The 21,952-nt window shown below is 71.7% G+C and carries 21 protein-coding genes; 12 read left to right on the top strand and 9 right to left on the bottom strand.

Annotated features, from left to right (window positions below; translation table 11 throughout):
- Positions 1 to 221: 221 nt before the first annotated feature.
- A complete protein-coding gene (locus tag ET989_RS14735; RefSeq protein WP_180320746.1) occupies positions 222 to 1,337 on the top strand; it encodes a hypothetical protein in 1,116 nt (371 codons plus the stop codon).
- A 70-nt stretch (positions 1,338 to 1,407) separates the two neighbouring features.
- On the opposite strand, the gene ptsP is transcribed toward ET989_RS14735, so the two are convergent.
- Complete coding sequence (gene ptsP, locus ET989_RS01540) at positions 1,408 to 3,072, bottom strand: phosphoenolpyruvate--protein phosphotransferase (RefSeq protein ID WP_131166785.1); 1,665 nt, start codon at positions 3,070 to 3,072, stop codon at positions 1,408 to 1,410.
- 147 nt (positions 3,073 to 3,219) lie between these two features.
- Here ptsP and ET989_RS01535 point away from each other — a divergent pair, with 147 nt between their 5' ends.
- The 4 genes from ET989_RS01535 (at position 3,220) to ET989_RS01520 (ending at position 7,454) form a co-directional block, all read left to right on the top strand.
- A complete protein-coding gene (locus ET989_RS01535; RefSeq protein WP_131166784.1) occupies positions 3,220 to 3,987 on the top strand; it encodes a DeoR/GlpR family DNA-binding transcription regulator in 768 nt (255 codons plus the stop codon).
- Positions 3,988 to 4,085: 98 nt separating this feature from the next.
- Positions 4,086 to 5,090, top strand: a complete 1,005-nt coding sequence (locus tag ET989_RS01530; protein WP_131166783.1) for a 1-phosphofructokinase family hexose kinase — start codon at positions 4,086 to 4,088, stop codon at positions 5,088 to 5,090.
- A gap of 11 nt (positions 5,091 to 5,101) precedes the next feature.
- Entirely contained in the window at positions 5,102 to 7,147 is a 2,046-nt protein-coding gene (locus tag ET989_RS01525) for a PTS fructose transporter subunit IIABC (protein ID WP_131166782.1), read from the top strand.
- Positions 7,148 to 7,184: 37 nt separating this feature from the next.
- Positions 7,185 to 7,454 (top strand): HPr family phosphocarrier protein, encoded by a 270-nt coding sequence (locus ET989_RS01520; protein WP_131166781.1) that lies wholly within the window; start codon positions 7,185 to 7,187, stop codon positions 7,452 to 7,454.
- Here the strand turns inward: ET989_RS01520 and ET989_RS01515 are convergent.
- From ET989_RS01515 to ET989_RS01505, 3 genes are read right to left on the bottom strand one after another with little or no spacing between them, the layout of a single operon-like run.
- Complete coding sequence (locus ET989_RS01515) at positions 7,426 to 8,319, bottom strand: 5-oxoprolinase subunit C family protein (protein WP_241656161.1); 894 nt, start codon at positions 8,317 to 8,319, stop codon at positions 7,426 to 7,428. The genes ET989_RS01520 and ET989_RS01515 overlap by 29 nt on opposite strands.
- Positions 8,316 to 9,002 (bottom strand): 5-oxoprolinase subunit B family protein, encoded by a 687-nt coding sequence (locus ET989_RS01510; RefSeq protein ID WP_131166779.1) that lies wholly within the window; start codon positions 9,000 to 9,002, stop codon positions 8,316 to 8,318. Before ET989_RS01510 ends, ET989_RS01515 begins: the two co-directional genes overlap by 4 nt.
- Positions 8,999 to 9,643 (bottom strand): 5-oxoprolinase subunit PxpA, encoded by a 645-nt coding sequence (locus ET989_RS01505; RefSeq protein ID WP_131166778.1) that lies wholly within the window; start codon positions 9,641 to 9,643, stop codon positions 8,999 to 9,001. Before ET989_RS01505 ends, ET989_RS01510 begins: the two co-directional genes overlap by 4 nt.
- A gap of 59 nt (positions 9,644 to 9,702) precedes the next feature.
- Here ET989_RS01505 and ET989_RS14730 point away from each other — a divergent pair, with 59 nt between their 5' ends.
- Together ET989_RS14730 and ET989_RS01500 are read left to right on the top strand one after the other, a co-directional pair.
- Positions 9,703 to 9,846 carry a hypothetical protein gene (locus ET989_RS14730; RefSeq protein ID WP_165489974.1) on the top strand — a complete coding sequence of 48 codons (144 nt, stop codon included), beginning with the start codon at positions 9,703 to 9,705 and terminating at the stop codon, positions 9,844 to 9,846.
- A gap of 542 nt (positions 9,847 to 10,388) precedes the next feature.
- Complete coding sequence (locus ET989_RS01500; protein WP_165489973.1) at positions 10,389 to 11,870, top strand: sugar transferase; 1,482 nt, start codon at positions 10,389 to 10,391, stop codon at positions 11,868 to 11,870.
- Positions 11,871 to 11,914: 44 nt separating this feature from the next.
- On the opposite strand, the gene acpS is transcribed toward ET989_RS01500, so the two are convergent.
- The 3 genes from acpS to ET989_RS01485 are packed head-to-tail and all read right to left on the bottom strand — an operon-like array spanning position 11,915 to position 14,718.
- Positions 11,915 to 12,295: a holo-ACP synthase gene (acpS, locus tag ET989_RS01495; RefSeq protein ID WP_131166776.1), complete on the bottom strand. Its 381-nt coding sequence runs from the start codon at positions 12,293 to 12,295 to the stop codon at positions 11,915 to 11,917.
- Between the two features lies 1 nt (position 12,296).
- The gene (locus ET989_RS01490) at positions 12,297 to 13,151 is read right to left on the bottom strand and encodes a hypothetical protein (RefSeq protein WP_131166775.1); all 855 of its coding nucleotides are present in this window, start codon (positions 13,149 to 13,151) and stop codon (positions 12,297 to 12,299) included.
- A 55-nt stretch (positions 13,152 to 13,206) separates the two neighbouring features.
- Positions 13,207 to 14,718 (bottom strand): class I adenylate-forming enzyme family protein, encoded by a 1,512-nt coding sequence (locus ET989_RS01485; RefSeq protein ID WP_131166774.1) that lies wholly within the window; start codon positions 14,716 to 14,718, stop codon positions 13,207 to 13,209.
- A gap of 105 nt (positions 14,719 to 14,823) precedes the next feature.
- On the opposite strand from ET989_RS01485, the gene ET989_RS01480 reads away from it, so the two are divergent.
- From ET989_RS01480 to ET989_RS01460, 5 genes are read left to right on the top strand one after another with little or no spacing between them, the layout of a single operon-like run.
- The gene (locus ET989_RS01480; RefSeq protein ID WP_131166773.1) at positions 14,824 to 15,093 is read left to right on the top strand and encodes an acyl carrier protein; all 270 of its coding nucleotides are present in this window, start codon (positions 14,824 to 14,826) and stop codon (positions 15,091 to 15,093) included.
- Positions 15,074 to 15,304, top strand: coding sequence for a hypothetical protein (locus ET989_RS01475; protein ID WP_131166772.1), 231 nt, complete (start codon positions 15,074 to 15,076; stop codon positions 15,302 to 15,304). Before ET989_RS01480 ends, ET989_RS01475 begins: the two co-directional genes overlap by 20 nt.
- Positions 15,304 to 17,292, top strand: a complete 1,989-nt coding sequence (asnB, locus tag ET989_RS01470; RefSeq protein ID WP_131166771.1) for an asparagine synthase (glutamine-hydrolyzing) — start codon at positions 15,304 to 15,306, stop codon at positions 17,290 to 17,292. Before ET989_RS01475 ends, asnB begins: the two co-directional genes overlap by 1 nt.
- Positions 17,289 to 18,293 (top strand): NAD(+) synthase, encoded by a 1,005-nt coding sequence (gene nadE / locus ET989_RS01465; protein ID WP_131166770.1) that lies wholly within the window; start codon positions 17,289 to 17,291, stop codon positions 18,291 to 18,293. The genes asnB and nadE overlap by 4 nt, the downstream gene beginning before the upstream one ends.
- A 40-nt stretch (positions 18,294 to 18,333) precedes the next feature.
- On the top strand, positions 18,334 to 19,569 hold the full coding sequence (locus ET989_RS01460; protein WP_131166769.1) for a Coenzyme F420 hydrogenase/dehydrogenase, beta subunit C-terminal domain: 1,236 nt from the start codon (positions 18,334 to 18,336) through the stop codon (positions 19,567 to 19,569).
- Here the strand turns inward: ET989_RS01460 and ET989_RS01455 are convergent.
- Together ET989_RS01455 and ET989_RS01450 are read right to left on the bottom strand one after the other, a co-directional pair.
- Entirely contained in the window at positions 19,542 to 20,939 is a 1,398-nt protein-coding gene (locus ET989_RS01455) for an O-antigen ligase family protein (protein ID WP_131166768.1), read from the bottom strand. The two genes, ET989_RS01460 and ET989_RS01455, sit on opposite strands and share 28 nt — an antisense overlap.
- A 146-nt stretch (positions 20,940 to 21,085) precedes the next feature.
- The gene (locus ET989_RS01450; protein ID WP_131166767.1) at positions 21,086 to 21,850 is read right to left on the bottom strand and encodes a hypothetical protein; all 765 of its coding nucleotides are present in this window, start codon (positions 21,848 to 21,850) and stop codon (positions 21,086 to 21,088) included.
- Positions 21,851 to 21,952 lie beyond the last annotated feature (102 nt).

The following is a 21,952-nucleotide window of genomic DNA, read 5'->3' as shown; positions in this document are numbered from 1 at the left end:
TACCCCTCACCCTGCCCGGGCCGGGCCCCGGGGGCATCCTCCCCCGAGGGTAGCGCCGGGACCCCTCGTCGGGTAGGGCTGCGTACCGCACCGGGATGATGCCGCAGGGGCCCCCGGCAGGCCGAGCGGATACCGGGGTGCTCCGACGCGGCCGGTGCCCCCGGCGCGACAGGATCGGAGCACGTGTCGCACCGGCACGCCTGACACCCTCAGGAGGACTCATGCCCACCCCCACCCGAAGCCAGGCCGTGGCCCTGTTGGTCGCCGCCCTCGTCGTCCCGACGTTGGGAACCTCGGCCGCCATGGCCACCGAGATCGGCCGCCGGCCCCCACCCATCTTCGGCTGCATCCCCCAGCGGATGATCGACGACTCGTGCCCGCCCGAACCGCCGCCGCCGCCCGATCCGGATCCGACCCCCACGCCCGTCCCCCCACCGCCTCCGCCGCCTCCGCCTCCGCCGCCCCCGTTGCCGCCCGACCCGACCCAGGCCGCGCCCGCGGGTGCCACCGCCAAGCTCGAGCGCTGGGCGCTGCTCAGCAAGCAGCCCAAGCCCGACAAGCGGACGCTGAACGGAACGCCTCCGCACCACAACGGCCAGCTCAGCTGGCGCATGGAGAAGGACCTCGGAAGGGCCTACCCGACCCAGGTGCCCGGCAGCGCCCCGCTCTACCGATGCTTCCTCTACGGCTGGAACGAGATGAGCTCCCGGGACCCCGGCTGTGAAGGTGCAGGCGTCAACCTCGGCGTCCTGGGCCACGTCCTGACCGGCCCGACCACCGATTCCGTGCCGCTGTACCGTTGCCGGCTGGCGTCACGCCCGGACGGCTTCGAGGCGGGCGACCACTTCGACAGCCTGCAGGCCGACTGCGAGGGGAACCCGTCCGACGGCATCGTGGGGTGGATTCTTCCCGCCCCGGCCACGACGCCCCCGCCTCCTCCGCCTCCGCCTCCGGCGCCGACGCCGGCGTACAAGTCAGCCGTCCTTGGGCACACGTGCAACGCGTGGCGTGGGCTGCTGCTGCAGATCAAGGCGCCGAACGGGCCGGTGCCCGCTGGAACGACGTGGAAGGTGAGCAAGTCCGACATCCAGCCGATCGCGCTCACGACGATCCCGGACCATCCCGATATCAGCGTCGAGGTGATCGACTACCGCAACCTGAAGGTGATCGCGAAGCGGGACCTGCCACGGAACACCATCGTGAACCTGCACACCTACAACTTCTCGATCCCCAACACCTTCTACGGCGCGCGGACGGCCGTGGCCATCGAGGGAACCAGCCTCTACGGCGGCTCCCGGCACGTCACCTGGTGGTCCACCGACAGCCGTCCGTGCTGACAGGAGACTGAACCCATCCCCGAACAGCAGCGGTTCCCGTCCAGCGCTCTGGACGGGAACCGCTCGCTGATCAGCCCAGCAGTTCGGCCGCGAGCTCCTTGGCGTCGCGGCTGTTGCGGGACGCCGCGACCTGCAGGGCAGCCTCGCGGCACTGGTCGATCGTGACCTTGCCCAGCTGGACGCCGACGGCCGGGATGGCGTTGGTCGCCATCGACAGCGACGTGACGCCCAGGCCCACCAGCACGCACGCGAGCAGCGGGTCGGCAGCGGCCTCGCCGCACACGCCGACGGGCTTGCCGGCGCGCTCACCTGCCTGCGCGGTCAGCGCGATCAGGCGCAGCACGGCGGGTTGCCACGGGTCGGTCAGCATCGCCAGGTGCGAGGACATCCGGTCGGCCGCCATCGTGTACTGCGTCAGGTCGTTCGTGCCGATCGAGAAGAAGTCGACCTCGGCCAGGAACTGGTCGGCCAGCAGCGCCACCGACGGCACCTCGACCATGATCCCGGGCTTGAGGTCGCGGGCGCGGCACTTCTGCGCGAACTCGTACGCCTCGTCCACGGTCGCCACCATCGGCGCCATCACCCAGGCCTCGCTCACGCCGTTGTCCTCGGCGGCCATCTGGATGGCGTCCAGCTGCCGCTCCACCAGACCCGGGTTCGTCCAGCCAAGGCGAATGCCCCGGACGCCCAGGGCCGGGTTCTCCTCGTGCTCGTGGTTCGCGAACGGCACCGGCTTGTCGGAGCCGGCGTCCAGCGTGCGCACGACGACCTTCTTGCCGCGGAACGCGCTGAAAACCTCGCCGTAGATGCGCGCCTGCTCTTCCACGCTCGGCTCGGTCTGCGCGGACAGGAAGCACAGCTCGGTGCGGAACAAGCCCACGCCCTCGGCCTCGCTCTCGGACGCCTTGGCTGCGGCCTTGCCGTCCTGCACGTTGGCCAGCAGCTGGACGCCCACACCGTCGGCCGTCTTCGCCGGGCCGGTCCACGAGCGGATCTCCTCCCGCAGGCGGGCGTCCTCCTCGACGAGCGCCTGGGCGGACGCGGGGTCCGGGTTGAGCGTGATGATGCCGGACGTGCCGTCGACCAGCACCTGCGTGCCCTCGGGGACGGTGTCGAGCGAGGACGCCGCCACGATGCACGGGATACCGAGCTGGCGCGCGATGATCGCGGTGTGACTGGTCGGGCCGCCGAGGCGGGTGACGAGCGCGCGGACGAGCGCGGGGTCGAGGCCGGCGGTGTCGGCGGGGGCGAGGTCATCGGCGCACAGGATGACCGGCGAGGTGGGCTGCGGGACGCCCGGCTCGGGCAGTCCCATGAGCTCGGCGACGACGCGGTTGCGGATGTCCTTCAGGTCGGTCGTCCGCTCGGCCATCAGGCCGCCCAGCTTCTCGAACTGGGCGACGAACTGCTCGATGGCGGCGGTGGTCGCCCCCTCGGCGGCGGTGCCGCTGTTGATCAGCCTGATGGCGGCGCGGCTCCAGCCGCGGTCGCGGGCGAGGGCGGCGGTGGCGCCGAGCACCTCGGCGGCGACACCGGTGGCCGCGCTGGCGCGGTCAGCGAAGCGGGTGGCGACCGTCTCGACGGCGGCCTTGAACCGCGCGACCTCGGCCTCGCGGGCGTCCTCGGCGACGACCGCCGCGGACGCGGGGGGCACGGGCGCCGGGCGCGTCCAGGCGACGGGGGCGTAAGCGTAACCGGCGACCACGCCGGTGCCGCGGACGGTCTGGTGCTCCATGGGTTCCTCCACTGTGAGGTGCTGCGGTACGTGCCCTGATTCTTCCAAGCCACCCTTGCCGCGTCAACGCAAAATGGATATACACATGGTGGGAACATGTCCGAACGTGTGGCTTTTGGTCACCGTCGGTCGACACGAGGAGTGCCCATGTATGCCGAGGAGCGCCAGCACGAGATCGTGACCCGCGCCCGCGAGTTGGGGCGCGTCTCGGTCGCCGACCTCGCCGCCCGCTACGACGTCACCCCCGAGACGATCCGCCGCGACCTGGACTCGCTGGCTGGGCGAGGGCTCGTGAGCAGGGTCCATGGCGGCGCTGTGCCGGCCGACAAGCTGCTGCTGGGCGAGCCGTCCGTCACCGCCCGTGAGGTGTCCTCGCCCGAGGAGAAGCTCGCCATCGCCCAGAAGGCGATCGGGCTGCTCCCGCACCGTGAGGGGCTCACCGTCCTCGTCGACGCCGGCACCACGACGGGCCGCCTCTGCGGGCTCCTGCCCAGCTGGGTCGGCCTGGTGGTGACGAACTCGGTCCCGGCGGCGGCTGTCCTCTCCCAGCAGGAGGGGCGCTCGGTCTGGCTCCTCGGGGGGCAGGTGCGGGGGATCACCCAGGCGGTCGTGGGGCCGCCGGCCCTGGAGACGCTGGCGCGGCTCCGCGTCGACGTCGCCTTCCTGGGCACGAACGGGTTCTCGGTCGCGCACGGCTTCTCGACCCCGGATCCGAGTGAGGCTGCCGTCAAACGGGCGATGGTCGCCAGCGCGCGCGAGGCGTTCGTGCTCACCGACTCCGCCAAGCTGGGGGTCGACCACCTCGTCCAGTTCGCCTCCCTGGAGGACGTGGACGCCGTCGTGACCGACTCCGGCCTGCCCGAGGCGAGCGTGGCCGAGCTGCGCGCGGCGGGGATGCGGGTCGAGGTGGCCTGATTCCAACACAAAACAACATGAATCCACGTAAAACCCTTGCGCTGGTCCGGCTGGGGCCGCTATAAAAGTGCCAACACTCCAACGAGGGAGAAAACGACATGGCCGACAGCAGCGCAGCGCACCATGGCCTCCGCGTGGTCACCTTCACCGCGAACCCCAGCATCGACCGGACGGTCGCGCTCGGCTCCGCCCTGGCGCGCGGCGAGGTCCAGCGCGCTACCGCCGCCTCCGCCCAAGCGGCCGGTAAGGGCGTGAACGTGGCCAAGGTGGTCGCCGCGGGAGGCGTCGCCACGGAGGCGGTCCTGCCGTTCGCGGACGAGGCGTACCGCTCGTCGCTGGACGCCGACCTGCCGGCGGGCCTCACGGTCATCGCCCCGGCGACCGTCCGCCACCCCCGTACCAACACCACGATCACCGAGCCCGACGGCACGACGACCAAGATCAACGAGCCGGGGCCGACCCTGTCCGTGGACGACCTGGCCGTGGCCACGGACCTTCTCGTGGAGGCCGCGCGTGGTGCAGTGTGGGTCGCCCTGTCCGGATCCCTGCCGCCCGGGGCCCCCACGGACTGGTACGCCCGGCTCACGGCCCGCCTCAAGCCCCTCGGGTGCCGGGTCGCCGTCGACACCTCGGACGCCGCCCTCGATGCCGTGTTGGACGCGCTGCCCGGGGCGTCGTTCGACCTGATCAAGCCCAACTCCGATGAACTGGCCCAGCTGACCGGCGGTGACGCCGCCGCCTTCGAGGACGCCGCCGTGCGGGGCGACCTCCACGACATCGTCGAAGCGGCTTCCCGCCTGCGCGACCGGGGCATCGCGAACGTGCTGGTCACGCTGGGCGGAGCCGGTGCCGTCCTCGTGAACGCCGAGGGCGCCTGGCACGCCACAGCGCCGCGGATCGAGGTGCGCAGCACGGTCGGCGCGGGTGACTCCTCGGTCGCCGGCTTCATCCTCGCCGACGTCGCCGGGGGATCCCCGGCCGACTGCCTCGCCTCCGCGGTCAACCACGGCTCGGCCGCCGCCTCCCTCCCCGGCACAAGCCTCCCGACCCCCGCCGACCTCCCCCTCACCCATCCTTACGTCTCTTCCCTGTCGAACTCCTGAAAGGAACGCCGGTGCCCCTCATCATCGAAGAACTGGTCGCGCTCGACGCCGACCTCGGCTCCACCAAGGCGGACGTCATCGCCTCCCTCGCCGGTCTCGTCGCGGCGGCCGGCCGTGGCGACGCCTCCGGTCTGACCGCCGACGCCATGGAGCGCGAGGGCAAGTCCGCAACCGGCCTGCCCGGTGGGTTCGCCATACCGCACTGCCGCTCGGCGGCCGTCTCGGAGGCGTCCCTGGCCTTCGCCCGCCTCGCCAACCCGGTCGACTTCGGCGCCAAGGACGGCCCGGCCGACCTCGTCTTCCTGATCGCAGCGGCCGCGGACGGCGACGCCGACCACCTCAAGCTGCTGACCAAGCTCGCCCGCGCGCTGGTCAAGAAGGACTTCCTCGCTGCGCTGCGCTCCGCACGGACCGCCGGCGAGATCGTCCAGTTGGTCGACGGCGTCCTGAACCCCGCGCCGGCGGAGGTTCCGGCCGCCACTGCCGCTGCGACGGCGGCGGCACCTGCCGCGGCCGCGGCGTCCGGGGCCGACGTGACGCGACCGGTGATCGTGGGCGTCACCGCTTGCCCGACCGGCATCGCGCACACCTACATGGCGGCGGACTCCCTGGTCGCCGCAGGCCAGGAGCTCGGTTACGACGTCCAGATCGAGACGCAGGGGTCCGGCGGCGTCACGCCGCTGCCCGCCGCCACGATCGCCCAGGCCGCCGCCGTCATCTTCGCCACCGACGTCGGCGTCAAGGATCGTGAGCGGTTCGCCGGCCTGCCCGTGATCGAGTCGGGGGTGAAGCGTGCGATCAACGAGCCGAAGAAGATGGTCGAGGAGGCGGTCGCCGCCTCGGCGAACCCCAACGCCCGGCGGGTGTCCGGCACCCCGGGTGCGGCGTCGTCCGAGGGGTCGGGTACCCAGCTCGGGTGGGGCAAGCGCATCCAGCAGGCGCTGATGACGGGCGTGTCCTACATGATCCCGTTCGTCGCCGCGGGCGGCCTGCTGATCGCCCTGGGCTTCCTCCTGGGCGGCTACGACATCGCGCTGGCCCCGACCTGCGACGCGCTGCCGGCGTGGGCGTCCGGCGTAGGTGCGGACGCCTGCACCACCTACGGCTCGAACGCCGACATGGCCCTGGCCCTCGGACCGAACGCGGGCCTGCTGATCTGGCTGGGCGCGATCATGTTCAAGATCGGCGGCGCGGCGTTCGGCTTCCTCGTCCCGGCGCTGTCGGGCTACATCGCCTACGCGCTGGCCGGACGCCCCGGCATCGCGCCCGGTTTCGTCGGCGGCGCCATCTCCGTCGCCCTCGGCGCGGGCTTCATCGGCGGCCTGGTGACGGGTCTCGTCGCCGGCCTCATCGCGATGTGGCTCGCCGCGCTCAAGCCCCCGCGCTGGTTGGCCGGCCTGATGCCGGTGGTGATCATCCCCCTGATCGCGACGCTGTTGACCGGCGGCCTGATGTACATGCTGCTCGGCAAGCCCCTCGCGGCCCTGACCACGTCCCTCTACGACGGCCTGACCGGGATGTCGGGTGGCTCCGCGATCCTCCTCGGCGTCGTGCTCGGCCTGATGATGTGCGTCGACCTGGGAGGCCCGGTCAACAAGGCGGCGTACCTGTTCGCCACGGCCGGCCTGTCCGCCCAGACCGACGCCTCGTTCCAGATCATGGCCGCCGTGATGGCCGCGGGCATGGTTCCGCCGCTGGCGATGGCGCTGGCCACCACCGTCCGCAAGCGCCTGTTCACCGAGCCCGAGATCGAGAACGGCCGGACGGCCTGGCTGCTCGGGGCCGCCTTCATCTCCGAAGGGGCCATCCCCTTCGCCGCGGCCGACCCGCTGCGCGTCATCCCGTCCATGATGGCCGGCGGTGCCGTCACCGGCGCCCTGGTCATGGCGCTGGGGGTGGGCAGCCGCGCCCCGCACGGCGGAATCTTCGTTTCCTTCGCGATCACCAACCCCGTGGGGTTCATCATCGCCATCATCGCTGGCATGATCGTCGGCGCGGCCGCCGTCATCGCCGCGAAGCAGTTCATCGGTACCCGGAACAAGGCAGCCGTCGCCTGACGGCTGCCGGCAACAACCGATTCAAAAGGAGAAATACATGGCCAGCAAGACCGTTGTCGTGGGTTCGGCCGTCGGCCTCCACGCCCGCCCCGCCGCGATCATCGCCGAGGCCGCCGAGGCCTACGACGACGAGATCCTCCTGTCGCTGGTCGGCGGGGACGACGACGAGGGCGTGGACGCGGCGTCCAGCCTCATGATCATGACCCTGGGTGCGGAGAGGGGCGCAGAGGTCGTCGTGACCTCCGACAACGCCGAAGCCGTCGAGGCCATCGCAGCGCTCATCGAGAAGGACCTCGACGCGGAGTGATCCCTGCCGCGCGGAAGCGCACCTGCTGGCCCGGGCGTGCCTGGGCCAGCCGGTCTGCGTCCGCGTCGGTGACGACCCCCACGACCGGGTAGCCCCCGGTCACGGGGTGATCGCTGCCGAACACCACCGGTAGCCCGCCCGCGGGCACTTGTACCGCGCCCCGGACGACGCCCTCGCTGGGGAGTTCGGCGTCCGCGAAAGCGGCTGCGCGCAACAGCGGCACGCCGTCGAGGCGGACGCCCACGCGATCGGAGTGCGTCGACACCACCCAGGTGCGCTCGCCCAGGGCGGCCAGGCCGTCCGCCACCCAGTCCTCGCGGGGGCCCGGGGTGACCGTGACCGTCAGCGTCTCGAGGGTGGGCAGGAGCACGGGCGCGTGGTCGACGCGCGCCCCGTCGGCGGCCGCCCCGCCGAGCGGCAGGACGGCGCCGGCCCGCAGGGGAGCGGGTCCGAGGCCCGCCAGCGAGTCCCACGAGCGTGAGCCGAGGACGGGGTCGACCTCGAACCCGCCCGACGCCGCGACGTAGCACCGCAGCCCCGCCTCCGGGAGGCCCAGACTCAACTCGTCCCCGCCACGGAGGTAGAGGGGGGCGTGGTGGTCGGCGTCTCGCCCGTTGACCCTGACGGGGCAGGGTGCGCCGGTGACGGCGACGACCACGTCGGCTTCCGCGCGGGCGGTCAGGCCGCCGAGGAGGCACTCGATGGTCGCGGAATCCGTGGGGTTGCCGACGAGCCGGTTGGCGAGGTGGTGCGCCCCGCGGTCGGCGGCGCCCGAGTGGCCCACGCCGACGTGGGCCCAGCCGGGGCGTCCGGCATCCTGCAGGGAGGCGAACGTTCCCGGGGCCAGGACGGTGAGCGTCCTCACGGCGCGGCCACGAAGCGGACCCATGCACCGGGCCGCAGAAGAGCAGGGGGGTCGCGGTCGACGTCGAACAGGGCGGCGTCCGTGCGCCCGATCAGCTGCCAGCCGCCGGGTGAGCTGCGTGGGTAGATCCCGGAGAACGCTCCGGCCAGGCCGACGGATCCGGCGGGCACGGCCGTGCGCGGCTCGGTGCGGCGCGGGGTGCGCAGGCGGGGGTCGCCGTCGACGAGGTACGCGAAGCCGGGGGCGAACCCGGCGAACCCCACGCGCCAGAGGCGTCCGGTGTGGGCGGCGACCACCTCGTCTGCGCTGAGCCCGCACAGCCGGGCCACCTCGGCCAGGTCAGGGCCGTCGTAGTGGACGGCGAGTTCGACCACCTCCGCCCCAGTGTGCGGTTCGAGGCGGCGTTTCGGACGCCCCAGCGGGCGGATCGCCGCCTCGAAGTGCACACCGAGGGCTGCTAGGACGTTCCCGAGCGCGTCCGTGACCGCGCCGAGATCGCGCGGGTCGCGGACGGTGAGCAGCAGCGTGCGGGCCGCGGGGACGCGGTCCTCGACGGCGTGCCACGGCGGGTCCCCGCCGGCGGCGAGCGTGGTCAGCGTCGCGTCGAGGGTGAGGACGGCGTCCAGGTCGTCGAGCTCGGCCAGCACGCCGCGTTCCCCGGCCGGCAGCAGCCGCCAGGTCATGGCGCGAAGGGGGCGAGGGTCACGCCGGCGTCGACCGTGCGCGCCCAGCCCTGGGTGGCGATGGAGAGGGCCTGGCCGACCGCGGCGTCCGGGTCGTGGAGCACTGATCCGGGCTGGGAACGCGCTGCGAGCGTGCCGTCGGCGGTGGAGGCGCGGTCGGCGAACGCTTCGGCGACGGGGCGGAGGCCGGCGTCCGCGGCCAGGCGGAAGACGAGCGAACCTGGCAGCCCGAGCACCGGGAGGCCGGGGGAGAACACCGCCACTGCCGCCACCACCGCGGCCTGCGCCTTGTCGGGCACGATCACGTTGTACAGGGCGCCGTGCGGCTTCACGTAAGCGACGCGGGTGCCGGACGCCAGCGCGTGGGCCTGCAGCGCGCCGAGTTGGTGGAGTACCTCGGCGGTGAGCCGGTCGGGCGGGACGTCGAGGGAGCGGCGGCCGAAGTGCTCGCGGTCGTCGTCACTGGGATGGGCCCCGACTGACACGCCACGCGCGGCTGTGGTGGCGACCGTCCGTGGCGAGGTCAGAGGGGCGCCCGCGTGCACCACGCAGGAGTCGTGCGCGCTCGTGGCGATGCCGAGCATGGCGTCGTCGTCGCCCAGCGCCTCACCGAGGTCGGCGTTGAGGTCGATGGCAGCCATGGGTCAAGCCTGCCACGTCGGGCGTTGACCCGGCCGCCCCGCGCGGCGCACGCTGGGACATGGCCGGATCGGAGGGACGCGTGCGCCGGTGGCACCGCTTCCTCGCGGACAAGAGCCGCGGGGACGCCATGGTCGCGCGCCTGCAGGCCCTCGGCATCGTGGAGGTCAACCCCGACTGCGGTGAGCGCCGACGCGCCTACTAGGCGGCCGGCCTCGACTGCGGCGAGGAGCGCAGCTGACCGCCGACAGCCCCGGCCTCGTGCGCCGAGAGCCCCCAGCTGGGGGGTGTCTGCGCACAGAACGGGGCTGTCGGCAGGCAAACCGGGGGCTGTCGGCAGGTAAACCGGGGGCTGTCGGCAGGCAAACCGGGGGCTGTCGGCAGGCAAACCCGGGGCTGTCGGCAGGCAAACCCGGGGCTGTCGGCGGAGGGAGTGGTGGCGGGGGTCACCAGACCCACACGCGTGCCTCGAGGGGGTGGTGGCGGGGGTCACTGCGTTTGCTCCGGGGAGGTGTTTCCATCCGAGCCCGTGGGGAGGAGTGGTCCCCCTTGTCCCATGTTTCCAGCCCGAGCACAATCCATATCATCGTCCGGAAGGACGCATGATCGGGGGATCGCGGTACGGCAAGCCTTTGGCACGCCGATTTGCGCCTCGTGATCCCCTCGACCCCACTGGCGGCACCCCCCCGTCGCGCACCGATCGCTGCCAGGGATGACCATCGGTGCGCGAACAGAGGAGGTCGATCCGTGACGACATGGAACAACGAAGTCCGCCCGGTGAGGCCAGCGGACCTGGGGCTGCGGCTGCCAGCCGCTCGCTCGCGGCAGGCGCAGAGGACATTCGCTTCGGTCAGCCGCAGCTACGTGGCGTGGCTGGCGCTCGCCGACCTGGGCCTGGGGCTGGCAGCGTTCGGGTTGGCGGCGGTCATCGATGCTCTCGTCCTGCCAGGCGACATGGTGCCCTCCCGGCTGGCCGCTCTTGCGGCCGCGATGTGGCCTGTCCTCGTCGGAGCGGCCGGTGGCTACCGTCGCCGGCGGATCGGGCTGGGTGGGAGCGAGCTGCGCGCGGTGCTGCGCGCCGGGCCCGCCATGGTGGTCCTCGGCGCGTATCCGGCGGCGGTGATCGGTGAGGTACACCTGCTGACGATCACGGCGCTCACCGTTCCGTTGTGCGTGGTGTTGTCCGTGGGCGCACGTCTCGTCTCACGACGAATGTTGCATCGTCTGCAGGAGCGCGGCATTGGGTCTCGCCGGACGCTGGTCGTAGGGCCTGCGGACGCGGTGGCCGCCCTGCAGAAGGCGGTCGCGCGGGAACCCCACTGCGGGATGGAGATCCGGGCGGCCTGCCTGCCGGGCGGTGAAGGTCCTGCGGGTCTGGACATCCCGGTAGCCGGTGACTTGGAGCAGGTGCGTGCAGTGGTGGACCAGGGCGGATTCGAGGCCGTGGCCGTGGCCGGTGGCGAATGCCTGCGCGAGGACTACCTGAGGCGCCTCGCGTGGTCGCTAGAGGGGGCGGAGGTGGAAATGCTGGTCGCGCCCGGACTCGCCGAGGTTGTGGGCCCCCGCCTCGACATCAGGCCGCTGGTGGGAATGCCCCTGTTGGTGCTCCAGCAGCCCCGCTTCACGGGGTGGCGCCATGCGGTCAAGAGGACGTTGGACGTCGTCCTGACCGCACTGGGGCTGATCGCGCTCGCGCCGTTGATGGCGGGAGTGGGATTGGCGATCCGGCTGCAGGATGGTGGCCAGGTCTTCTTCCGTCAAAAGCGCGTGGGGAGGGACGGCAAGCCGTTCGAGATGTTGAAGTTCCGATCCATGGTGGTGGATGCCGAAGCGCGCAAGGGAGCGCTGATGGCACGCAACGAGGGCCACGGGGCGCTGTTCAAGCTGCGCGACGACCCGCGGGTGACCCCCCTGGGGCAGTTCATCCGCGACTACTCCATCGACGAACTGCCCCAGCTCTTCAACGTGTTGGCCGGCTCCATGTCGCTGGTCGGCCCGCGGCCGCACCTCGCTGAAGAGGTGGCCCAGATGCCGGCCGAGGCCTCACGTCGTGCGCTCGTGACGCCGGGGCTGACGGGCCTGTGGCAGATCAGTGGGCGATCGGACCTGCCCGGGGAGGACGGCGTCCGGCTCGATCTGCGTTATGTGGAGAACTGGTCCATCACGTTGGACCTGCTGATCCTGTGGAAGACGTTCCGCGCCGTCGTCACGAAGGCCGGAGCGCGGTGACAGGCTGATCCGCGGCTGAGGTCCTGCGGGAGGGCTTCAGCGGGTCAGCCTTGGGTGGCGATCGCCACGGCGGTCGCGTGCTGACGACTGTGTGACAGGGAGATCTCCACGACGGTGACCGACTGCGTCGCTGCCCAATCCGCCACCTGACCGGTGAGGCGGACGAGGGGCGCACCCCCTTCATCGTGGAGGACCTCGATGTCGCGCCAGGGCACAGGCCCGGTCCACTGCCAGCGGACGGCCTTGGCCACGGCCTCCTTGGCGGCGAGGCGGGCGGCGTAGTGCGCGGCGGGATGGGCCTTGCCGGAGCAGTAGGCGCGCTCCGCATCGGTGAACCAGCGCGCCAGGAACGCGTCTTCGCCCCCCTCGATGAGGCGGTGGACGCGCTCGATCTCGATAATGTCGGTACCCGGCAGCAGACGCATCTCAGCTGACCGGTTCGGGGCGGCCCAGCAGGCCAAGTAGACGGGTTGCGACGGCCAGGGAGCCTGTCGCGTTCAGGTGGCCGGGATCCTTCGCGTTCGCGGGGGCCAGGGCCAGGTGTTGCCGACCGGCGTGCGGCACCGTGGTCAGCGACCCGTCGGGCGCGGTCGCCTCGATGAGGGCTAGGTCGAGCAGCAGGTCGTCGCCGTACTCGGCACGCATCAACGCGTTGTACCGCTCGCGGGCCGCATTGTCGTTGGGCCGCCTGATCAGTTCCTTGACCCGCCACTTCAGGTCGGTCGGCTCTGTCCTGAGGGGAGAGGTCATGTGGACGAAGGTCACCTCGGGGTACTGGGCCTCGAGCGCCGCCAGGGTGACGCGGTAGCGCTCGAAGAGGGCCGGCACGTCGGTGTCGTCGGTGACGTCCTCGTAGCAGAACTTCAGGACCGCCACGTCCAGCTGGTCGGCCAGGCCGGCGCGCAGGCGCGCATCGAAGTTGCCCAGCTTGCCCAGGGGGTCCCCGTTCTCTCCGATCCGCGTGTCGGCGATCATCGGGCCTTCGCCGGGCAGGGCGGATGCCTCGCCGATGTCCACCATCGCCGGGACCGGCAGGCCGGCGGCGGTGTACGCAGCCGGCACTGCGTCGAGGATGTTCTTCCCCACGGAGCGGTGCCCGAAGAACACCCGCAGCTCCGCAACCTTGGCGAGGTCGTCGCGGGTCGCCGGAGGGTTCTCGACCGGACCGATGCGCAGCGGCTCCCCCGGGAATGAGGTGCTCCACAGCAACGCCCCGGCGCCGACGCTGGCGACCAGGACAAGGGCCAGCGCAGAAAGCCCCACCCGCACTGCTCTGGACATGCTGGGTCCTCCCCTCGAGTGGGCCGGGTGCGGCGCCATGCAGTGGAAGCTGAGTCTACGCCTCGCCCGCCTCCCTGACCATGTCCCGGACGCGGGCCTTGACCAGCTTGCCGTTCTCGTTCAGCGGGAGCGCGTCCACGAGCCGGATGGAGCGCGGCACCATGTGTTTGGCCAGGGTGGCGCGGAGGTGGGCCGCGATGTCCTCCTCCGAGAGGGTCGAACCCCGCCGCCGGACGGCCACCAGCACGATCGCCTCGCCGGCGTCCGGGTCGGGTACGCCGACCGCCGCCGCCGAGACGAGGTCGGTGAGGCGCAGGGCCGCCCCCTCGACCTCTTGGCTGGACACCCGGTTGCCCCACGACTTGATGAAGTCCGCCAGGCGATCGACGATGAAGATAAACCCGTCCTCGTCGAGCACGGCCAGGTCACCCGTGCGCAGTCGTCCTCCGGTGAACTTCTCGCGGGTGGCTGCGGCGTCACCCAGGTAGCCCGGGGAGATGTTCTGACCGGCCGCGACAATCTCACCGGCCACCCCGGGGGAGACCGGGTCTCCGTGCTCGTCGACCACCGCCAAGGTGACCCCCGGGATGCCGCGCCCGATCGAGCCCAGCTTGGTGCTGAGCAGGTTGGGGGGGAGGTAGGACAGGCGGGCCGTCGCCTCGGTCTGCCCGTACATGACGAACACCCGCGCCTGCGGCTGGGCAGCCACCAGTTCCTCGATGAGCACGGGGGGGAGCTTTCCACCGGCCTGCTGCAGGTGGCGCAGGGACGGCAGGCGCCGCGTCCCGAAGCTCGATGCGCGGAGCAGCAGCTGGTAGGTCGAGGGCACCCCGGCCAGCCCGGTGCACCGCTCGCGCTCGATCATCTGCAGCGCCGTCTCCGGGAAGGTGAAGGTGTTGCACACCGCGAGGCTGCCGCCCACGCGCAGGTGCGTGTGCAGGAGCGAGGCCCCGTAGCAGTAGAAGAAGGGCAGCACGACCAGCATCCGGTCGTCGGCACGCAAACCCAGGTACTCGATGATGGACGCGGTGTTCGCCCAAAGATTGCGGTGGGTGATCCGGACGGCCTTGGGGCTCGCCGTGGTCCCGGACGTGAACATGAGCGCCGCGTCCTGATCGAGGTCGACCTCGGCGTCGGGCCACGCGGGTGCGGTGGCGTCCGCCAGGTCCGCGTCGGTGACCCGCGGGCGGTCCCCGAAGGCGTCCCCGTAGGCACGCTCGTGCCGGGCGTCCATCAGTACGGCGGCACAGCCCGCCCAGTCGGCGAGCCGTGTCACCTCGGCGGCCGGCAGCTTGGTGGAGAACGGCACTGCGACGTGGCCGTGCAGGGCGGCGAGGTAGGCGGCCACCCAGAACGCCGAGTTCTCGGCCAGGACGGCGATGCGGGCCCCGGGCGCCACCCCCCGGGCGTTCAGGGCGGCGAGGATCCGGGCCACGTCGGCCCGCAGCTGCCCGTACGTGACGACCCGCTTCGCCTCGACGACGGCGGGGGCGTCCGGTGAGCCCGCCGCTAGGAGGAAGTCCGTGGTGCTCCCCTGGCGGGGGGCTTTGCTCGCCCGTCCGGTCACGTCAGCCTCCTCGGCGCCTGCCCCCGAGGGGGCTCGATCCCCTTACCCCGGCAAGGATTGCACGCTAACCTCAGCACGCATAACCCACCTGCTAGGGGAGGTCCCATGGTCGAACAGGTGCAGACCCGCATCATGGACTTCATCGTGTCCAACTACCTGTTCGGGGATGTGTCGCGCGCTCCGGCGCCCGATGAGTCCCTGCTGGAGAGCGGGATCGTCGACTCCACGGGGATCCTGGAGTTGATCCAGTTCCTTGAGTCCGACTTCGCCCTGGAGGTGAAGGACTCGGAGACCGTGCCGGACAATCTCGGCTCCGTCGCCAACCTGACGCGCTTCGTCCTCGAGCGGAGTCCCGATGCCGAGCCGGCCGTCTGACGCACCCCACGCGCCGCACCGGGTCGACGCCGTCCTCGACGAGTTCTACGCGCTTCGGACGCCGTCCGGCGACCCCGTCCTGGACGCCATCGCCACGGCCATCTTCGTCGAGGACGCCTTCGGGGTGACACTTTCCGACGCCGAGATCGACCCGGCGCACCTGGCCGGACGCAACGCCGTCCGAAACCTCGTGACGCGCCACCTCGCCTGATGTGCGGCATCTGCGGGGTCGCGACACCCGGGCCCCCGCCCGATGCAGCCCTGTTGCTCCGCATGGTGGGACGCCTCCGGCACCGCGGACCCGACGGCAGCGGTTACCTCCGCGACGAGGGCGTGGGTCTGGGTCACGCCCGGCTGGCCATCATCGACACCGCCGGGGGCGCCCAGCCGCTGTCCAACGAGGATGGCAGCCTGTGGATCGTCTTCAACGGGGAGATCTTCAACTACGTCGAACTGGGGAACGAACTCCGGTCGCGCGGCCACGCGTTTCGGACGGCCAGCGACACCGAGGTCATCGTCCACGCGTGGGAGGAGTGGGGGGAAGAGGCGCTGGACCGGTTCAACGGGCAATGGGCCTTCGCTCTCTGGGACCGGACCCGCCGCCAGTTGGTGCTCTCCCGGGACCGCCTCGGCGTCCGCCCGCTCTACTACGCCCACACCGGAGGGGGGCTGATGTTCGCGTCCGAGGTCAAGGCCCTGTTCGCCGACCCGTCGGTGCCGCGAACCCTCGATCCCGCCGGGCTGGACGAGACGTTCACCTACTGGTCCCCCGTCGCCCCACGGACCCCTTTCGCCGGCGTCCGGCAGCTCGAGCCGGGGTACGTCGCCTACCTGGATGCGAACGGCTTCCGCAGCCACCCCTACTGGTCGATCGACTTCCCCCCGCGCGGTGAGGAACCCGGGCAGGACGCCCGCGCCAACGCCGAAACCTTGCGCGACCGGATCGTCGAGGCGAGCCGGCTGCGCTTCACGCGCAGCGACGTCCCGGTCGGGGCCTACCTGTCGGGAGGCATCGACTCGTCGGTGACCGCCGCCGTGGTGGCCCGCCACACCGACGCCCCGCTCGACACGTTCTCCCTGCGCTTCGCGGATGACGAGTTCGACGAGGGCGACTACCAACAGCTCATGGCCCGGCGTCTGGGCACGCGCCACCACGAGGTGGTCGTCGGCCCGCAGGACGTCGCCGAGGTGTTCCCCGAGGTCGTCCGGCACGCAGAGGCGCCCCTGCTCCGGGCCGCCCCGGCACCGCTGTTCCTGCTGTCGCGCCTCGTGCGCGCCAGTGGCTACAAGGTGGTGGTGACCGGGGAGGGGGCCGACGAGGTCCTCGGCGGGTACGACCTCTATCGCGAGGCTCGGGTCCGGGAGTTCTGGACGCGCGACCCGTCCTCCGACGTGCGCGGACGAGCGGCCGAGTTGCTGTACCCGTGGATGGCGCGTGCCCCCGGCCAGGCGCCCGCCTTCGCGCGCGGCTTCTTCGGGATGCACCTCGCTGCGGACGACCCCGCGCTCTCACACCGGCCACGCTGGACGTCCACCGCTGCCCTGAAGGGGTTGCTCACCGCCGACATGCGCGCGCGGTGCGCGGAGAGCGGAGCCCCGCTGGACCTGCTAGCCCGTTTGCCTGCCCACAGTGCGGGCTGGGACTCGCTCGCCCGCGCCCAATGGCTGGAGATGACGACCCTCCTCCCCGGCTACATCCTCTCCTCCCAGGGCGACAGGATGCTGATGGCCAACTCGATCGAGGGACGCTTCCCGTTCCTGGACCGGGACGTCGTCGCGTACGCCGACGCCCTGCCGGCCCGGCACAAGCTCTCGGGCCTGGAGGAGAAGTACCTGCTCAAGCGGGCCTTCGCCGACCTGCTGCCTCCGGAGATCGTCCGCCGACCGAAGCAGCCCTACCGCGCGCCGGACGCCGCCAGCTTCTGCGCGCCGGGCGCCCCCGACTGGGTGGGCGACGTTACAGGGACGGACGCCCTCGCGGCCGCGGGCGTGTTCGAGCCCCGCCTCGTGCAGGGCCTGCTCACCAAGGCGCGCCGCAGCGGGGGGAGCGGCCTGGGCAACACCGACAACATGCGCGTGCTGGCCGTCCTGTCCACGCAACTGCTGCACCACCAGTTCGTGGTCGGGGACGGCGGCGACGACGCCGCGCCCGCGACCCCTCTGACCGCCATCGACCTGACCGTGGAAGGACAGCCATGACCACCGAGGACAACCGCTTCGGCGCCGCCACACTGCGCATCGATGCCGAGCAGGAGGTGACGCGGATCTCGGCCGTCCTGACGCACTACCTCGCCCGCACCCGGCGGCGCGGCGCGGTGGTGGCGCTGTCGGGCGGGATCGACTCCAGCGTCGTGGCGGCGCTCTGCGTCCGGGCTTTCGGGCCCGACCGGGTGTTCGGCCTGCACATGCCCGAGAAGGAGTCTTCCGACGACACCCTCGGCTTCAGCCGCCAGGTGTCGGACGCGCTTGGCATCGATTCGGCGCTCGAGGAGATCTCCTCGATCCTGGACGCGGCCGGCTGCTACCGGCGGCGCGACGACGCGATCCGGCTCGTGGTCCCCGACTACGGGCCGGGGTACCGCTCCAAGATCGTGCTTCCCAGCGTCGTGGACTCCGAGGCCTTCCGGCTGTATTCCGTCGTCGTGGAGGCCCCGGACGGCACCACGACGAAGCATCGGCTGACCACGGAGGCCTACCTCGGGATCGTGGCGGCCACCAACTTCAAACAGCGGGTCCGGAAGATGCTGGAGTACCACCACGCCGACCGCCTCAACTACGTGGCGACCGGGACGCCGAACCGGCTCGAGTACGACCAGGGCTTCTTCGTGAAGCTCGGCGACGGGGCGGCGGACGTCAAGCCGATCGCGCACCTGTACAAGTCGCAGGTGTACCAGCTCGCCGAGCACCTCGGCGTGCCCGCGGACGTCCGGGCACGGCCGTCCACCACCGACACCTACTCGCTGCCCCAGTCGCAGGAGGAGTTCTACTTCTCGCTCCCGCACGAGCGGATGGACCTGTGCCTGTACGGCAAGAACAACGACGTCCCGGTCGAGCAGGTTGCCGAGGCGGCGGGCCTGACGACCGGGCAGGTCTACCGCGTCTACCGGGACATCGACCAGAAGCGCTCGACCACCCAGTACCTGCACCTGCCGCCCGTGCTGGGCGCAGCCGTGCCCGAGATCAGCGACGACCTCGACTGAACAGCCATCGCTCCACGAGCCGACCCCCCGGAGGACGACTGTGCAGAAAACACACGAGCTGGACCGCATCATCCGTGGACGGATGTGCTCGGGCTGCGGCGCCTGCGCGTTCGTCGGCGCTGCGCACGGGGTCACCATGATCGACGTGGCCAGCGTGGGCCGGAGGCCCTCCTGGGGGGAGGACCTCCCCGGCACGGTCAAGGACGCCATGGTCGCAGCGTGCCCCGGCATCGCCATCGAGGCGCCGGCGGCCTCCCTGCCGCGCCCCCGGGACGCGGCCGAACTCGTCGTGGGTCCCACGGTCGCCATCTGGGAGGGCTGGGCGACCGACCCTGACGTGCGCAGGGCGGCTTCGTCCGGCGGGGCCGTCTCCGCGCTGGCCGCGTACGCGGTGGAGCGTCTCGGCATGGCGCTCGTGGTGCACACGGGTGTGGACCCCACCCTGCCGTGGTCCAACCGCACCACCACCAGCACCGGGATGGACGGCCTGATCGCCCACGCGGGGTCGCGGTACGCCCCCTCGTCGCCGGTCGAGGCTTTGGAGATCATCGAGGCGAGCGACCGTCCCTGCGTCTTCATCGGCAAGCCCTGCGACGCCGCGGCGGTCGCGAAACTGCGGGCGGTGCGCCCCGCGCTCGACCGGAACCTCGGCCTCGTCCTGAGCTTCTTCTGCGCCGGGACACCGTCCACCTCGGCCACCTTGAACCTGGTGGCCTCCCTCGGGTTCGACGCGCCCGACCAGATCGAGGCCATCACGTACCGGGGCGCGGGCTGGCCGGGGCGGTTCCTCGTAAGCGACAAGCGGGGACGCCAGGCCTCCCTCAGCTATGAGGAGTCATGGAGCTCCCTGGCGTCGCGACAGCGCCAGCTCCGCTGCCAGCTGTGCCCCGACGGGTTGGGGGAACTGGCCGACGTGACCGGCGGTGACGCGTGGCATCGCAAGGACGAGGGGACCGACGGCATCTCCGTCATCCTGGCGCGCACGGAGCGCGGGCGCCGGGTGGTGGACGGTGCGATCAGGAACGGCTACCTGACCGCGACGACGAGTGACGCGGCGAGCGTCGTCCGGGGGCAGGGCTTGGTCCGGCGTCGTCGCCTCGTGTTGGCGCGCCTACTGGGCCTGCGTGCGTTCGGGCGGCTGACGCCCCGGTTCCGGGGGTTCCACTTGGTGGCCGCCGCCCGGCAGGAGGGGCCCGCCACGTTCCTGAGGGAGTTCGCGGGCATGGTCAAGCGGGTGTGGACCAGGGGCTACTTCCGGCCGGAGCCGCGGCACTGAGCCCGAGCCCAACGGGCGGCGATCAGGGCCGTGGCCGTCTCGAACGCACGCGCCGCCCATCCCGCCCCCAGAGGGGTGGTGACGAGCGTGTCGCCGGGTGCAGCAGCCTGGAGGGGCCTGGCGGGTGACATGGCCTCCAGACGCCACAGGGCGCCGATGGCGCCGACGGCCACGAACACGACGGTCACGAAGGTGGCGAACGAGAACGAGTCGAAGGTCGCGGTGGCCAGGAAGGCGGCAGGCATGATGGCGGCCAGTGCCTGACCGAGGTGTCGTGTCTCCTGGTCCGATCCCCGGAGCCGGAGGCTGCGTGCCATCAGGTAGGGCCCGGCGAAAAGCAGGACGAGGGCGACCAGCCCCGCGATCCCCCCGGTGACCAGGGTCATGAACAACTGGTTGTCGAGCAGGAGGTACGGCTCCGACGTGTAGGAGCCGATGGTGGTCACGTAGGTGCCGGCGCCACGTCCCCACCAGGGACGCATCGCCCACAACTCCATGACGTAACCGATGTCGGACAGGCGGTTCTGGACGCTCGGATCGTGTTCGGCACTGGCGAACAGGGCCCTGATGGTGCCCAGTACCCCCGGGTTCACCGCCCGGAAGGCGATCAGGGAGACCGCCGCCACCGCCAGGGCGTTGTAGCGCATGCGCCAGGGCCAGACGACGGCCAGGATGCCGACGGCGACCAGCAACGTGAGCGTGCCGGACCGGGAGATCGCGAAAGGCACACTCCCCGCGATCAGCGCCACGGCCGACCAGGGGTAGACGCGCCGCCAGCCTCGTGCCGCCGTGAGTGCGTAGTGGAGGGCCAGCGGCAGGACGAGGGCGAGCACCACCCCGAATTCGATGTAGTGATTGGCGGTGCCGGCGACTCTCGGGACACCACCGCCGGAGCCTCGCTCACCGACGGAGATCAGGTTCGCGTTCAGGCTGAGGCCGGGAATGCGGATGTACCGGGTCAGGTCGATCACCCCGAAGAACTGGAGCGTCCCGACCAGCGCCATCACCGCTGCTGCCCCGACGAGGACCTTCAGGAGGCGGTCGAGGTCCTTTCGCGTGCGGAGGCCGTCGGACGCGGCGAGCGCGGCCCCCACCATGGCCAGGTTGAGGATCATCCAGCGATCAGCCGCGTTGGCCTCGACCTCGGGAAGCGCCCGATCCACCCCCACGGCATAACCGATGTACTGGACGGCCATGTACGCCCCCAGGATCCAGCGGACGGGCTGCGGGTGCGAGGGCAGGCCCGGCGGCCTCAGGAAGCCCAGGAACCAGAGGAGCAGGAGCAGGACCCCGACCAACACCGCAGGACGGCCCACGGCGCCCAGGCCGCTGATGACCATCCGGCTGGGGATCACGAACTGCAGGAGCACCAGCAGGCACAGCAGTGTGCTGAACTGGGGACGCCAGGAGCCAGGACCAACGGGCAGCCACCACCGGCGACGCGGTGGGTGGGCTCTTCGGGGCAGCGGCAGGGAGGTCGAGGCGGCGCTCCCCCCAACGCGCTGCGTCGTCCCGGTCACGGGGAACTGGTGCCGTTCCGGGAGGCCGGGTCGCCGTACGGCTCGGCGTCGTCCGGATCCCCATCCGGAACCTCCGTCTCCCTGCCCGTGGGGCCGGTCTCCGGCGGTGCGGCCGTGGAGCCCGGCTCCGGGCCGTCGTCCAGCCCGGCCGGGCGCGCCGCGCGCCGCCCCCGCAGCTTGAGGATGACACCGTCCACCAGGGCGGCCAGCACCACGGCGGCCACGAGGCCGCCTGCGGCCACGAGCGCCCGCACCTGGGTCCGGTCGTCCGTGACGACCTCGATGACGGCCGGCTGGGAGAGGCTCACCAGTCCGTACTGCACCTCGGGCCGGACTCCAGCACCGGACTGGCGGGACGACAGCTCCTCCACGGCGAGGTCGTGCAGCGCCTCGCCCGTCCTGATCCCCACCTCGGCAGACGTTGCTCGCAGCGTCATGTGGATGATCGTCGCGCGTGACTCCGCGGTGATCTGGTACGTCGCGATCAGGCCGCTGTCGCCGAGTTGCTGACGTGTCTGCGGGCTGGAGAGGACGACCTCCACGGCGCCCGCGGCGCCGCTGATGTTCCCGTAGGGGTTCGGCCCGTCGACGCGGCTCTCCACAGGGGTGGAACCCGGGACGAGCATCCACGTGGCCCGGACGACATACTCGGGTGCGACCCCCGGCCCGACGAGGTAGACGCCTGCCGCCGTGACCAGGAGGACGGGCAAGACCACGAACCAGCGGCGAAGTACGGCGAGTGTGATCCCCCAGGCGTCCATGCGACTCCTTCCGCTCGCGTGCACCACGTTTCCGGGGACACCGGTCGTTCCCAGCATACGCCGGGTGTCCACCATGGGCCCGTGACGTTGGGGAAACCGTCC

Source organism: Propioniciclava sinopodophylli, assembly GCF_004324755.1.
GTDB classification, from domain to species: Bacteria; Actinomycetota; Actinomycetes; order Propionibacteriales; family Propionibacteriaceae; genus Propioniciclava; species Propioniciclava sinopodophylli.
Note: the sequence above shows the minus strand (reverse complement) of the source record. Positions and strands in the feature narration are given on the sequence as shown.

Bases quoted from the DNA above. Each gene is read 5' to 3' on its own strand.
- ET989_RS01490 (WP_131166775.1), bottom strand. From the start codon at position 13,151: ATGTCCAGAGCAGTGCGGGTGGGGCTTTCTGCGCTGGCCCTTGTCCTG.
- acpS (WP_131166776.1), bottom strand. From the start codon at position 12,295: ATGCGTCTGCTGCCGGGTACCGACATTATCGAGATCGAGCGCGTCCAC.
- asnB (WP_131166771.1), top strand. From the start codon at position 15,304: ATGTGCGGCATCTGCGGGGTCGCGACACCCGGGCCCCCGCCCGATGCA.
- ET989_RS01535 (WP_131166784.1), top strand. From the start codon at position 3,220: ATGTATGCCGAGGAGCGCCAGCACGAGATCGTGACCCGCGCCCGCGAG.
- nadE (WP_131166770.1), top strand. From the start codon at position 17,289: ATGACCACCGAGGACAACCGCTTCGGCGCCGCCACACTGCGCATCGAT.
- ET989_RS14735 (WP_180320746.1), top strand. From the start codon at position 222: ATGCCCACCCCCACCCGAAGCCAGGCCGTGGCCCTGTTGGTCGCCGCC.
- ET989_RS01520 (WP_131166781.1), top strand. From the start codon at position 7,185: ATGGCCAGCAAGACCGTTGTCGTGGGTTCGGCCGTCGGCCTCCACGCC.
- ET989_RS14730 (WP_165489974.1), top strand. From the start codon at position 9,703: ATGGCCGGATCGGAGGGACGCGTGCGCCGGTGGCACCGCTTCCTCGCG.
- ET989_RS01475 (WP_131166772.1), top strand. From the start codon at position 15,074: ATGCCGAGCCGGCCGTCTGACGCACCCCACGCGCCGCACCGGGTCGAC.
- ET989_RS01510 (WP_131166779.1), bottom strand. From the start codon at position 9,002: ATGACCTGGCGGCTGCTGCCGGCCGGGGAACGCGGCGTGCTGGCCGAG.
- ET989_RS01505 (WP_131166778.1), bottom strand. From the start codon at position 9,643: ATGGCTGCCATCGACCTCAACGCCGACCTCGGTGAGGCGCTGGGCGAC.
- ET989_RS01530 (WP_131166783.1), top strand. From the start codon at position 4,086: ATGGCCGACAGCAGCGCAGCGCACCATGGCCTCCGCGTGGTCACCTTC.
- ptsP (WP_131166785.1), bottom strand. From the start codon at position 3,072: ATGGAGCACCAGACCGTCCGCGGCACCGGCGTGGTCGCCGGTTACGCT.
- ET989_RS01450 (WP_131166767.1), bottom strand. From the start codon at position 21,850: ATGGACGCCTGGGGGATCACACTCGCCGTACTTCGCCGCTGGTTCGTG.
- ET989_RS01480 (WP_131166773.1), top strand. From the start codon at position 14,824: ATGGTCGAACAGGTGCAGACCCGCATCATGGACTTCATCGTGTCCAAC.